Here is a 12,761-nt window from a genome sequence, read left to right on the forward strand (position 1 = left end):
AGAGCCGACGCGACAGAGAGTGAAAGCATGATGAATGACCCTGAAATCGATGTCGGAGTCGCGCGGGCCACTGGCCACGGAGATCCAGCGATGGGTTCAGGCGCGTACGCCGCGCCTCAGGATCTGCCAGTCGGTGTGAGCCTCGAAAACTGGCAGACCACCCCCATGCTGGAATGGTCGTTCCAACACGTCGAAGAACTGTTCCCGACCGCCTTGATCGGGCGCGGCGACGGTCCCGTCGGAGACCTGGGCCCGCCGGCGGCCGACATGTCCATGGTCGAGGTTCCACTCGCCGACGGCCGCACGCTCACGGTCGGGCAGATCATGGAAGCGACCGACACCGACGGCTGGGCGGTCGCCCGGCACGGCCGCCTGCTCACCGAGCACTACCCGCGCGGCATGACGACCAGCACCAGACATCTGCTGATGTCGGTGAGCAAGTCACTGGTCGGCTCGGTCGCCGGCATCTTGGCCGGGCAGGACGTGCTCGACCCAGCGAAGCCGATCACCCACTACGTCCCCGCGCTCGACGCGAGCGGATACCGCGACGCCACCGTGCGGCACCTCTTGGACATGCGCTCCGGCATCCACTTCTCCGAGGACTACCTCGACCCCGCGGCCGAGGTGCGAGTCCTCGAGCAGGCCATCGGCTGGGCACCCCGAACGCTTCCCGATACCCCCACAACCATGCGCGGATATCTCACGACGCTACGCCAGAAAGCCCCACACGGCTGGCCGTTCGAGTACCGGAGCTGCGAGACAGACGTGCTCGGCTGGGTGTGCGAGGCAGCGGCCGGGCAGTCGATGCCCGAGCTCATGTCGGAGGTGCTGTGGTCACGCATCGGGGCCGAGGACCACGCCGTGATCGGCGTGGACTCGGTCGGCTCGGGGATGTTCGACGGCGGCATCTGTGCCGTGCTGCGCGACCTGGTCCGCTTCGGACACCTGCTCGGAAACGGAGGCGCCGCTCTCACGGGGACCCAGGTGCTGCCCGAGTGGTGGGTCAGCGACACCTTGACCGGCGACAGCGACTCGCGCGCGGCCTTCGCGGTGAGTCCGACCGAGACCCTGATGCCTGGCGGCATGTACCGCAACCAGTTCTGGTTCCCTTACCCGGGATCAGACGTCATCCTCTGCCTGGGGATCCACGGACAGATGATCTACGTCAACCGAACCGCGGGTGTGGTCGCGGCAAAGGTATCCAGCTGGCCCGAGCCGCAACACGCCTGGAAGCTGTTCAGCACCCTCGCCGCCTTCGACGCCATCGCTTCAGCAGTCGCCTGAGGAGACTCAGCGGATCAGTCCGGAGAAGAAATGCCGAGAGCCGCTGACCTTGGCGTTTTGCCTGGTCAGCGGCTCTTTCACTGGCTCCCCGAGTTGGACTCGAACCAACAACCCTCCGGTTAACAGCCGAATGCTCTGCCAATTGAGCTATCGGGGAATTGCTCCTTGCGGTGCGGGTGAAACCTTAGCAACCCCGCGGCAGCGATCGGAAATCGGCATGCGCTCATTCGGCGACGAGGTTGCGGAGGCCGCGGCGGTGCTGCTCGAGAGCAGCGAGCTGGGCGAAAAGACGGTGGTAGGCCTCGGGGTCGGCGGCGGCGTCGGAGCGCTGCAGACGGCTCTTCACGTCGGCGATGCGGCGCTGGTCGAGCAGCTCGAGGAGGCGTACGACGTATTGCAGGACGTACGCAGAGTCGGGCTCCTTCGCGGACGGGATCGGCTCCACGGCGAGCTCGGCGAGGATGCGGCTGACGAGCGGGTCCGAGGCGGCGGCGCCGAGCTTCTGGGCCCAGTTCGCGTCGCCGGTGCCCGCGCCGGGGCCGCCCAGGCCGGCGATGATCTCCCACAGAGCGCGGTAGAGGGGGTGGGTGAAGGCCTCGGGGGTGATCTCGCCGGTGGTGCGCCCCAGCGCGACCGGGTGCTGGACGAAGAGCTTCAGGGTCTCGCGCTCGACCGTGAACCGCGGTTCGCGCGGGTGCGGCATGGGCGGACGGCGCGGCGCGGCGGGCGCCTCGGCAGAGGCGACGACCGCCTCGCGTCGAGGCGGAGCAGCCGACGGTGCGGGACGGCCGGCGGCGCGGCGTACCTCTCTGGCCGCCTCGTCGGGGTCCACACCGAGGAAGCGAGCGAGGTCTCGGGTGAAACCCATCTTCTTGGACTCGTCACGCACGGAAGCCACCAAGGGCGCAGCCTCACGAAGCGCGTCGACGCGGCCGTCTGCCCGGTCCAGATCGTATTTCGAGGCGATGTTGCGCAGCACGAACTCGTAGAGCGGGACCCGGTTGGCAAGGAGCTCGCGGACCGCCTCGTCGCCCTTCTTGATCCGAAGGTCGTTGGGATCGAGGCCGTCGGGCTCGACGGCGACGTAGGTCTGCGAGGTGAAGTTGCCGTCGCCCTTGAACGCCTTCAGCGCCGCGGCCTGACCGGCGGCGTCGCCGTCGAAGGTGAACACGACCGCGCCGCGCAGCTGCTGGTCGTCGGAGATGAACCGGCGCAGGACCTTGGCGTGGTCGTCGCCGAACGCGGTGCCGCAGGTCGCCACGGCGGTGGTGATCCCGGCGAGATGGCAGGCCATCACGTCGGTGTAGCCCTCCACGATCACGGCCTCGCGGGTGCGCGCCATCTCCTTGCGGGCCAGGTCGATGCCGTAGAGGACGTGGGACTTCTTGTAGAGAGGCGTCTCGGAGGTGTTGAGATATTTCGCCTCGATGCGGTCGTCGTCGAAGAGCCGGCGCGCGCCGAAGCCGATCACGTCGCCGCCCGACTCCCGGATCGGCCACATCAGCCGCCCGCGGAACCGGTCGTAGTGAGACCGCCCCTGGGCCACCAGGCCCGCGGTGACGACCTCCTCGTCCGAGAACCCGCGCGCCCGCAGGTGGCGGTAGAGGTCCTCTCCCCCACGCGGCGAGAAGCCGACCCCGAAGTGCAGCGCCGCGTCGCGGTCGAAGCCCTTCTCGGCCAGGAACTGCCGCGCGACCACCGCGTCGGGGGTCAGCAGCTGCTCGGCGTAGAACTCGGCGGCGACCTTGTGGGCCTCGACCAGCTTGCCGCGACCCGGGCCCCGCCGAACCGGCGCCTCGTCGCCCTCCTCGCGCTGGACCTGGACCCCGACCTTGTCCCCGAGCCGCTCGACGGCCTCGAAGAAGCTCAGACCCTCGAGCTTCATCACGAAGTCGATGACGTCGCCGCCCTCGCCGCAGCCGAAGCACTTGTAGAACCCGCGCGAGGGGTTCACGTTGAACGACGGCGTCTTCTCGTCGTGGAACGGGCACAAGCCCTTGTAGGTCCCCGGTCCCGCCCGGCGCAGGGTGACCTGCTGGGAGATGATGTCGTCCAGGCGTGCCTTCTCGCGCACCTCTTGGATGCTCGACTCCTTGATCCGACCCGCCACAACGGTGATCCTACGTGGCGGAGCATCTGGCTGAGATGCTTGACCTGATGTCCACCAACGCACAGACCCGTTCCCGGGGCCGCCGACTGATCTTCTGGCTCGGCCTGGTGATGGTCCTGGCGGGCGCGGGCATCCTCGGGTACGTCGCCTGGGAGCTCTACGGCACCACGATCCTGAGCAAGCAGCGTCAGCAGGACGCGACCTCGAAGATCGAGAAGGCCTGGGACTCGGGGCAGACCGAGGTGACCACCGACTTCGGGTCCGCCACTGCTGTCATCGAGATCCCGCGCTTCGGCAAGGACTACCGGGTCCCGGTCATGGAGGGGATCTCGGACCGGGCCCTGGGCGCCGGATTCGGCCACTTCTCGGCCTCCGCCGAGCCGGGCGAGGTCGGCAACTACGCGCTCGCCGGCCACCGGATCACCCACGGCGAACCACTGCGGGACATGCCCGAGCTGCGCGTGGGCGACAAGGTCCGGGTCCTGACCAAGGAGAAGACCTACGTCTACGAGCTCACCAGCAACGGCGACGGCCTGGTCGTGCCGTTCACCTCGATCTGGGTCACCGATCCCCTCCCCGACAACCCCGAGGAGGGCGGCGTCGAGCCGAAGCAGGTCGACGGCCAGCGCCTGATCACCCTCACCACCTGCTCGGAGCTCTTCCACACCGACGACCGGATGATCGCCTTCGGCAAGCTGGTCAGCGAGGAGCCGACTCCCTGACGAGAGTCAGAGTCGGAGCGTACGCCGAGGGCCGAGGTCGGCTCGGTGGTCGGCCCACATCCGCTGCTCGGCGCGGACCCTGGCGACCTCGTCCGGGTCGATCGTGGCGAGGACCATGCCCGGAGCGGCGTCGTCGAGCCGTTCCACCGGCCGGCCGAGCGGGTCGTAGACGGCGGAGCCACCGATCAGACCGAGCGGCCCGCCGACGAGGCCGGCGAAGGCGACGTACATCGAGTTGTCCAGGGCCCGAGCCGCATAGTGCAGGTCGCGGCGATGCCCGCCGCCGGGGAAGTAGGCGCCGCTGTTGAGGTAGAGGATCGCCCCGTCGGCGGCCGCCGCGGCGGCGTGCTCGGGGAAGTTGGCGTCGTAACAGACCGACAGGGCCACCCGGACGCCGTCGATCTCGAGCGTCGTGCCGTGCTCACCGGGCGCGAAGAGCTCCCGCTCGGGCGGATAGAGGTGCTGTTTGTCGTACGCCGCGACCGGCTCCGCCTCCGGAGCGATGATCAGACTGGTGATGGCCCGTCGAGCGCCATCGGCCAAGGGCGAGTTGAGCACCAGCACGGTGCCGGTCTCGTCCACGGCGGCCTGGACCGGGGCGAGCCAGACGGTGTCGTCCAGCGTCGGCAGCGGACCGGCGAAGGCGTCGAGGTCCCAGGAGGTCGTGAACGTCTCCGGCATCGCGACCAGCCGAGCGCCTCTCGCCGCCGCCTCGCGGACGCGCTCCGCGGCCGTGGCCACGTTGGCGCTCACATCGCCTGGCACTGAGGTCTCCTGAACCACCGCTACCTGAAGCACGCCGTGACCGTATCGTCCGTTCACAGATCCGCCACGTATGGTTTCGCCATTTCGCCTCCGCCGAGCCGTCAGGCTCGCCACAGTGGGAGTGTGCGCCCCCTCGCCCCCACGCTCGCCCTCACCGTTGCTCTCCTCGTCACAGCCGGACCGTCGGCTGCCGACGTACCGCCACCGCCGCCGACCGCGGTGACGCTCGCCCCAGGCGGGATCCCGCCGAGCCAGCAGGAGGCGAACGGCTACGACTTCACCGCGGGTGGCGAGGCGCTCTCGACGGTCGCGACACAGGACGTCGCCCCGGGTCTGGAGCTGACCAACTTCCAGCGGCTCGAGGACACTGGCTGGAACCGCGGCAATGTGCTCACCGCTGATCTGTCCGAGCCGACGCTGTCGATGGACGTACGCAACACGGGCAAGGTCGCCGGGATCGGCACGCTGTCCAGCCAGATGGCCGGGACCGGAGCGGTGGCCGGCATCAACGCCGGCTTCTATGACATCAACGCCTCCGGCGCACCGGTCGGCCTGGCCAAGAGCCGCGACGGCCTGCAGAACGCACGGTTCGGGTCCGACCCGACCCTGTCGATGGCCGGCGCGAGGGCGGCGATCGGCGAGCTGACCTCGGGCGGGACCGTCACTGTCGACGGCACCGAGCACGACCTGGCCGGGTTCAACACCCCGTCGCTGCCCGCAGGTGGCATCGGCGTCTACACCCAGGCGTGGGGCGACTACACCCTCGACCGGCCGGTCGGCGGCCCCGGAAACGTCTCCCCCGAGGTCGCCCGCGCGAGCGTCGTCGACGGCGTCGTCACCGCGGTCGACGACGAGGCCGGCGCACCCGCCGTGCCTGACGGCGGACAAGTCCTGCTCGCCCGCGAGGCGGGTGCGGAGATCGTCGGCAGCCTGGAGGTCGGCGACCGCGTCGATGTCGCCGTCGGACTCGACGAGGACGCCGACTGGGCGGTGAGCGGCAACGTCCAGCTCGTGGTGGACGGCCAGGTCGGCCCTGGCATCGGCGACGACGGCGTCCACTCGCGTACGGCGGTCGGGCTCAACCGCGACGGGACGAAGCTGATCGCGCTCGCCCTCGACGGCCAGACCGCGGCGAGCCGCGGGATGACCCGCGGGGAGCTGGCCAGGTTCATGCTCAGCCTGGGTGCCTATCAGGCGCTGAACCTGGACGGCGGCGGCTCGACCACGATGGCCGCCCGGGTCGCGGGCGACGTGAGCCCGAGGATCGTCGACACGCCGTCCGACGGCAGCGAGCGCGAGGTGTCCAACTCGCTGCTGTTCTTCTCCTCCGCCGAGCCGACCGGCGTGGCGACCGGGGCGCAGGTCCGCCCGGCCACCAACCGGGCCGGCGCCTATCGCGTGCTGCAGGGGCAGCGGCGTACGTTGTTCGGCTCGGGTCTCGACGCGGCCTATGCGGCCGTCGAGCAGCCGGGCCGGTTCCGCACCCAGGACCCCGACGTGCGGATCGTCGACACCGACCATGACCGCGCGACGGCCGTCGGGCGGCGTACCGGATCGGCCGATGTGGTCTACACCGCCGACCGTCACCGGGCCACGATGCCGCTGACCGTCCTCGGCCCGCTCGACCGGCTCGCGGTGGACAGGTCGCAGCTGGCCATCGAGCAGCCCGGCGAGGCCGCGACGATCCAGATCACCGGCTACGACGCAGACGGTCGTCCCGCTCCGATCGAACCCACCGAGGTCACCGTGGACGCAGACGCTGGCGTCGAGGTGACCCGCGACGGCGCCAACGGCTTCGTCGTGCGCCCCACGATGGAGAGCGGCGCAGCGGTGATCGACTTCACCGTCGGCGACCACCACGTGACCTCGACGGTGCTGGTCGGCAGCGAGCAGCACACCCTCGCCGACTTCACCGACGGCGCCTCCTGGAAGGTAGAGACGGCGCGGGCGACGGCGACCGTCGTGCCCGTCAGCGGTGGCGGGCACGACGGCGGCGACGCGCTGCGGCTGCGCCACGACTTCACCACGAGCACCGGGACGCGCGGCGTCTACGCCGTCCCGCCCGCTGGCCTCACCGTGCCGGGCAGCCCCTTGAGCCTGTCGCTCTGGGTCAAGGGCGATGCCAGCGGGATCTGGCCGCGGATCCAGATCCGTTCGGGTGACGGCACCGTCAGCAACCTCGACGGCGACCTGGTCACCTGGGAGGGGTGGCAGCAGGTGACATACCCGATCCCGCCGGGCACCGCGATGCCGATCCGGGTGGACAAGATCCGGTTCCTCGAGACCCGACCGGACGTCTCCTACCGCGGCGATCTGACGATCAGCGACCTGGTCGCCAACGTCGCGCCGGACGCTCCGCCGACGCAGACCGAGCCGGTCCACGACCCGGTGATCCTCACCGAGGGGACCGTCGACGAGCGGCCCCAGCGGATCGCGGTGATGTCGGACGGGCAGTTCGTGGCCCGCAACCCCGACAGCGACCTCGTCCGGCACGTCCGCGAGACGCTCCGCGAGATCGTCGCCGCCCGCCCCGACCATCTGATCATCGACGGCGACCTGGTCGACGAGGCCTCCCCTGCCGACATCGCGCTGGCCAAGCGGATCCTCGATGAGGAGGTCGGCGACCAGGTCCCCTACACCTACGTCCCCGGCAACCACGAGGTCATGGGCGGCCCGATCTCGAACTTCAAGGCCGTCTTCGGGCCCACGCACACCGCGTTCCGTCTCGGAGCGACGCAGGTGATCACGCTCAACAGCTCCTCGGGCACGCTGCACGGCAACGACGACGGCAAGGCCCAGCTGACCGAGCTGGAGTCACAGCTCACGGCGGCGGCCGCCGACCCGGCCGTGACCGGTGTCGTGATCGCCATGCACCACCCCATCGACGACCCGCTGCCCGACAAGGCCAGCCAGCTGAGCGACCGGATCGAGGCCAGGCAGCTCGAGGACCGGCTGGGCCGGTTCCGTACGTCCTCGGGCAAGTCGGTCGCCGTCATCAACGGTCACGTCGGTGTCTTCCACGGCTCCTCGGCCCAAGGCGTCTCGATGCTCGTCAACGGCAACTCCGGCAAGAACCCGGCCGGCACCGTGACCGGCGGTGGGTTCCGGGGCTGGACGATGGTCGGCATCGACCCGTCCGCCGGCGTCGTCGGCAGCGACCCGGGTCCCGGCGCGAGGCTGCGCTGGCTGCGCGCCGAGACCCGTCCTGCCGTCGACACCGTCTCGATCGGCGCTCCGGAGAGTCTCGCCGCCGGATCAGCAGTGACACTCGAGGCCACCTTCGCCCAAGGCACCGCCACGGTCCCGGTCGCCTGGCCGGTCACGGCGGACTGGGGTGGCGACGGGGTCGTGGTGGGCGAGCGTGGCCATGGCGTCGTACGCCTCGACCCGGTCACTCGAAAGCTCACCGCTCTCCGCCCGGGAACGGCCACCGTGACGCTTGTCGTCAACGGCGTGAAGTCGGAGCAGACGGTGACGGTCCGCCGGTAGCCGTCGAAGTCGTCCCCTCAATAACTCCCCGACATCACGTTCGCGAGCGGCTCGCCGGCGGCGAACCGCTCGAGCTGCTCGCGTACGACCCGGTAGGCGCGCGGCCACATCGCGCTCGACGCGCCGCCCACGTGCGGGGTGATGAGCAGGTTCGGTGAGGTCCACAGCGGGCTCTGCTCCGGGAGCGGCTCGGTCTCGGCGACGTCGATGGCCGCATGGATCCGCTCGGTGGCCAGCTCGGCGACCAGATCCTCGGTCACGACCACGCCGCCGCGGGCGACGTTGACCAGCAGCGCGCCGTCCTTCATCCGCTTCAGGAAATCCCGGTCCACCAGGCCGCGGGTCTCCTCGGTCAACGGCGTGACCAGCACGATCACGTCGGCCTCGGGGACGAGCATGGCCAGCTCGTCGAAACCGTGCACATCCTCCCGTGCGGTCCGGGCGACCTTGACCACCTCGGTCTCGAACGGCAGCAGTCGCGCCTCGATGGCACGGCCGATCGCGCCGTAGCCCACGATCAGGACCCGCTTGTCGGCCAGCGACGGGAACCAGCCCGGCCGCCACGCATGCTGGTCCTGATGACGTACGTGGCCGGGGATGCCCCGCAGCGAGGACAGGGTCAGCGTGAGGGCGAGCTCGGCGGTCGAGGTGTCGTGGATGCCGCGGCCGTTGCACAGCGTCACCCCGTCGGGGATGTGTCCGCGGGCGGCGTCGACGCCCGCGGTGAGCAGCTGCACGACCTGGAGCGAGGTCATCTGGCTCACGACGTCGAAGATGCGCGAGCCGAGCATGTAGGGCGGCAGATAGAAGGCCACCTCACCGACCGAGTCCGGCACCTCCACCTCGGCATGCGCGAAGCGGGTGTGGTCGAAGAGCTCGAAGCGGAGGCCTGCGGGCACCTCGCCCAGCTCGGACGGGTCGAAGGGCAGCCAGACGAGGGGATCACTCATGCGACCACGTCCGTGGCGCAAGCGCCAGGATACGGACGAGGCCGCATGCTGTCCCGATGGCTCACTCGCTGAAGCTCGTTCACACGCGGAGAACATACCGGCCCAGGGGTGCCCTCGGTCACATCCGCCGATAAGGTATCCGTTATGGAACCGCTGACACCCGCATACCCCACGTGGGTGATGCTCCTGATCGCCGCAGTCGCGGTCGTCGTACTACTCGTCCTGATCGCCAAGGTCAAGCTGCACGCCTTCATCTCCTTGGTGCTGGTCAGTGCCGTGACCGCGGTCGCGGCCGGCATCCCGGTCGCCGACGTGCCGACAGCGATGCTGACCGGCTTCAGCGCGACACTCGGCTCGGTGGCGTTGCTGGTGGCGTTCGGCGTGATGCTGGGACGGCTGCTGGAGGTGACCGGCGGGGCGCAGGTGCTCGCCGACACGCTCATCGGCGCGTTCGGCGAGAAGCGTGCGCCGCTGGCCCTCGGCGTGGCCGCGCTGATCTTCGGGTTTCCGATCTTCTTCGACGCCGGTCTGGTCGTCTTCCTGCCGATCATCTTCGCGGTGGCGCGGCGCTTCGGAGGCTCGATCCTCCTCTACGCGCTGCCCACGGCCGCCAGCTTCGCGGTGATGCATGCGGTCGTGCCGCCCCACCCGGGTCCGGTCGCTGCGGCCACCGAGCTCGGCGGCGACATCGGCCTGACCCTGCTGATCGGCGTACCGGTCGCCGTCCTGGCCTGGATCCCAGGTGGCTACCTCGTCGGCACCCGGCTCGGTGCACGGTTCAACCCGGCGCCCACCAACGTCTTCGCGATCAAGGACTCCGAGGAGAACCCGGCCGACGAGATCGCTCCGCCGCCGTTCTCGACCGTCGTCCTTCTCCTCGCCCTGCCGCTGGTCCTAATCGGTCTCAACACGGTCATCACGACGCTGATCGCCGCCGAGACGGTCAGCGAGAACGCCACCTGGGCCAGCGCGCTGGTGCTCGTCGGTCAGACGCCGATCGCGCTTCTGATCACGGTGCTCATCGCCCTCCTCGTGCTCTCCCCCGGGCGGTTCCCCATCGGCCGGGCGAGCGACATCCTCGACCAGGCCCTGGGGCCGATCTGCGCGATCATCCTGATCACCGGTGCCGGCGGGATGTTCGGCGGCGTGCTCCGCACCAGCGGCATCGGGGAGGCGCTCTCGACCTCGCTCTCCGGCCTCGGGATGTCGCTCATCGTGCAGGCCTTCCTGATCGCGACCCTGCTGCGGGTGGCCCAGGGTTCCGCGACCGTCGCGCTGACCACCACCGCCGGCCTGATCTCCGCGCAGGTCGCCGCGGCCGGCCTGAGCAGCTTCGACATCTCCCTGCTCGTCTTCGCCATCGCGGCGGGCGCGACGGTCCTCTCCCACGTCAACGACTCCGGCTTCTGGCTGGTCAGCCGCTTCTTCGGGATGGACGTCATCACCACCCTCAAGACCTGGACGGTCCTGGAGACCACCCTCGGGCTCTCGGTCTTCGCGATCGCCGGGGCTCTGTGGGTGGTCGTCCCCTAGCCGACCCGGCTCTCGAGGGTCCTCAGCCCCGGCCCCGCGAGCTCGGGCAGGGCGTCGGCGCGCCCCGCGATCGCCATCAGCAGCGCCTCTCCCGGGCCGGTGACCTCGGCACCGCGCCCGTGGGACCAGTCGACGTCGGTGGCCAGCAGGCGCAGGCCGCGTACGTTGCGCCTCGCCGGCAGCGGCGGAGCCACCAGCGCGAAGTCCAGCACCGGCACGAGTCGCTCCGGCGGGACCGTCCGCGGCTGCCCGAGCGCCCGGCGGATGTCTTGGTGATGGATGAGCCCGTCGGTCAGGGCGATCCGAGCGCCCGCGACCGCGGTCGGCCCGGACGGCTCGGCGTGCGCGCGCAGGTAGTCGAGCAGGTCGCCCGGGGTCTGCGCACCGAGCTGCTCGAGCCGGCGGGCGTTCAGCTCACCGAACCGGAACCCGGCTCGCAGGAAGGCGCCGGCGAACTCCCGAAGCCCGACCTCCTCGTAGCTGAGCATGTGCGCGACCACGTCGCGCACCGTCCACCCGCGACACAACGAAGGCCGCTCCCACTGGTCCGGCGCCAGCGTCTCGAGGAAGTCGGCGAGGTCGCGGCGCTCGGCCGTGGCGAGCTCAGTTCGGTCCGGTCTCATGACGCTTCTCCGTCCATCGGGAACTTGTCGGTCCGGTCAGGGGCGCCGGCAGAGCCGCTCGTGCCAGGCCAGCGCGGTGATGTCGGTGAGGGAGGCGACCTGGTCGATCACGACGCGGAGCCGGGCCGCGTCGTCGGCTGCGGCCCGCCAGTCGTCGGCGAACTGGCGGTCGAGGTCGTCCGGACCCGTGGCGACGAGGTGCTCGAGGAGCTCCCCGAGCAGGTTGCGCTGACGATCCATCCTCACGGCCCGCTCGTCGGTGCGCATCACATAGTGCGCCGCGATGCCCTTCAGCAGCGCGATCTCCAGGCGGGTCTGCTCGGGCACCACGAGGTCGGCACCGTAGCGCGCGTAGGGGCCGCCGCCGGCCGCGTACGTCGCCTCCTTCACCGCGCCACAGAACCGGCCGATGACGTCGGAGGTCAGGTTCTTGAGCATGGCCCGGGAACGACGGGAGGCGTCATAGGCGGCGCCGTCCGTGATCCAGCAACCGGCCGCGGCCAGATCGGCGATCGCCGTCTCGGCGAGTGCGCGGTCGAAGCCGGGGACGTACCAGTCGGCCACGGTCTCGGCGACACCGTCGAGGTCGAGCCAGGCGAGGTCGATCTTGCCGGCGACGATGCCGTCCTCGACGTCATGGACGGAGTAGGCGACGTCGTCGGAGAGGTCCATGATCTGGGCCTCGACGCACTTCCGTTGCCCGGCCTCGGCAGCGCGCATCCAGGTGAAGACCGGCAGATCGTCCTCGTAGACGCCGAACTTCGATCCTGTCCGCTCACCGAAGCCCCACGGATACTTCGTGCAGGCGTCCAGCGTCGCCCGAGTCAGGTTGAGCCCGACCGATCGGCCGTCGGCATCGAAGGTCTTCGCCTCCAGCCGGGTCAGTAGCCGCAGCGTCTGGGCGTTGCCCTCGAACCCACCGATCCCCTTCGCGCTCTCGGCCAGCACGTTCTCGCCGTTGTGCCCGAACGGCGGGTGTCCCAGATCGTGCGCGAGTGCCGCGGTCTCGGCGATGTCGGGCTGCGGCGAGTCCGGCCCGTTCAGGGCCCGCGACAGGTCCCGGGCGACCTGGGCGACCTCGAGCGAGTGGGTCAGCCGGTTGCGTACGAAGTCGTCGGCCTGAGGACCCACGACCTGCGTCTTCGCGGCGAGCCGCCGGGTCGAGGCGGCATGGACCACGCGCGCGCGGTCGCGCTCGAACTGCGTACGCTCCGGCGCCGCCACTCTTTTGGGCGGCTCGGCGACGATCCGCTCGCGGTCGGCGGCTGCGTATGGCTCCACAGTC

General features: G+C 70.3%; 9 protein-coding genes and 1 tRNA gene. 4 read left to right on the forward strand and 6 right to left on the reverse strand.

The window, feature by feature from the left end; genetic code table 11:
• The first annotated feature begins 135 nt into the window (after positions 1 to 135).
• On the forward strand, positions 136 to 1,284 hold the full coding sequence (locus IEY84_RS20575) for a serine hydrolase domain-containing protein (protein WP_229788883.1): 1,149 nt from the start codon (positions 136 to 138) through the stop codon (positions 1,282 to 1,284).
• A gap of 81 nt (positions 1,285 to 1,365) precedes the next feature.
• On the opposite strand, the gene IEY84_RS20580 is transcribed toward IEY84_RS20575, so the two are convergent.
• Both IEY84_RS20580 and dnaG read right to left on the reverse strand, forming a co-directional pair.
• Positions 1,366 to 1,441, reverse strand: a tRNA-Asn gene (locus tag IEY84_RS20580).
• Positions 1,442 to 1,507: 66 nt separating this feature from the next.
• Positions 1,508 to 3,394, reverse strand: coding sequence for a DNA primase (gene dnaG / locus IEY84_RS20585; protein WP_183548289.1), 1,887 nt, complete (start codon positions 3,392 to 3,394; stop codon positions 1,508 to 1,510).
• Positions 3,395 to 3,441: 47 nt separating this feature from the next.
• On the opposite strand from dnaG, the gene IEY84_RS20590 reads away from it, so the two are divergent.
• Positions 3,442 to 4,116, forward strand: a complete 675-nt coding sequence (locus IEY84_RS20590) for a class E sortase (protein WP_229788885.1) — start codon at positions 3,442 to 3,444, stop codon at positions 4,114 to 4,116.
• A 6-nt stretch (positions 4,117 to 4,122) separates the two neighbouring features.
• On the opposite strand, the gene IEY84_RS20595 is transcribed toward IEY84_RS20590, so the two are convergent.
• Positions 4,123 to 4,938 (reverse strand): carbon-nitrogen hydrolase family protein, encoded by an 816-nt coding sequence (locus tag IEY84_RS20595; protein ID WP_308424459.1) that lies wholly within the window; start codon positions 4,936 to 4,938, stop codon positions 4,123 to 4,125.
• Between the two features lie 66 nt (positions 4,939 to 5,004).
• Here IEY84_RS20595 and IEY84_RS20600 point away from each other — a divergent pair, with 66 nt between their 5' ends.
• Positions 5,005 to 8,370 (forward strand): phosphodiester glycosidase family protein, encoded by a 3,366-nt coding sequence (locus tag IEY84_RS20600; protein ID WP_183548301.1) that lies wholly within the window; start codon positions 5,005 to 5,007, stop codon positions 8,368 to 8,370.
• A 17-nt stretch (positions 8,371 to 8,387) separates the two neighbouring features.
• On the opposite strand, the gene IEY84_RS20605 is transcribed toward IEY84_RS20600, so the two are convergent.
• Positions 8,388 to 9,320: a 2-hydroxyacid dehydrogenase gene (locus IEY84_RS20605; protein ID WP_183548303.1), complete on the reverse strand. Its 933-nt coding sequence runs from the start codon at positions 9,318 to 9,320 to the stop codon at positions 8,388 to 8,390.
• A gap of 144 nt (positions 9,321 to 9,464) precedes the next feature.
• On the opposite strand from IEY84_RS20605, the gene IEY84_RS20610 reads away from it, so the two are divergent.
• Positions 9,465 to 10,853: a GntP family permease gene (locus IEY84_RS20610; RefSeq protein ID WP_183548305.1), complete on the forward strand. Its 1,389-nt coding sequence runs from the start codon at positions 9,465 to 9,467 to the stop codon at positions 10,851 to 10,853.
• Here IEY84_RS20610 and IEY84_RS20615 read toward each other — a convergent pair.
• Together IEY84_RS20615 and IEY84_RS20620 are read right to left on the reverse strand one after the other, a co-directional pair.
• The gene (locus tag IEY84_RS20615; protein WP_183548307.1) at positions 10,850 to 11,476 is read right to left on the reverse strand and encodes a maleylpyruvate isomerase family mycothiol-dependent enzyme; all 627 of its coding nucleotides are present in this window, start codon (positions 11,474 to 11,476) and stop codon (positions 10,850 to 10,852) included. The genes IEY84_RS20610 and IEY84_RS20615 overlap by 4 nt on opposite strands.
• 36 nt (positions 11,477 to 11,512) lie before the next feature.
• Positions 11,513 to 12,757 (reverse strand): deoxyguanosinetriphosphate triphosphohydrolase, encoded by a 1,245-nt coding sequence (locus IEY84_RS20620; protein ID WP_183548310.1) that lies wholly within the window; start codon positions 12,755 to 12,757, stop codon positions 11,513 to 11,515.
• Positions 12,758 to 12,761 lie beyond the last annotated feature (4 nt).

The sequence above is a fragment of the Nocardioides albus genome (genome assembly GCF_014648255.1).
Taxonomy (GTDB): Bacteria; Actinomycetota; Actinomycetes; order Propionibacteriales; family Nocardioidaceae; genus Nocardioides; species Nocardioides albus.

Coding starts and splice junctions, on each gene's coding strand:
- IEY84_RS20590 (WP_229788885.1), top strand. CDS start 3,442: ATGTCCACCAACGCACAGACCCGTTCCCGGGGCCGCCGACTGATCTTC.
- IEY84_RS20615 (WP_183548307.1), bottom strand. CDS start 11,476: ATGAGACCGGACCGAACTGAGCTCGCCACGGCCGAGCGCCGCGACCTC.
- IEY84_RS20605 (WP_183548303.1), bottom strand. CDS start 9,320: ATGAGTGATCCCCTCGTCTGGCTGCCCTTCGACCCGTCCGAGCTGGGC.
- IEY84_RS20610 (WP_183548305.1), top strand. CDS start 9,465: ATGGAACCGCTGACACCCGCATACCCCACGTGGGTGATGCTCCTGATC.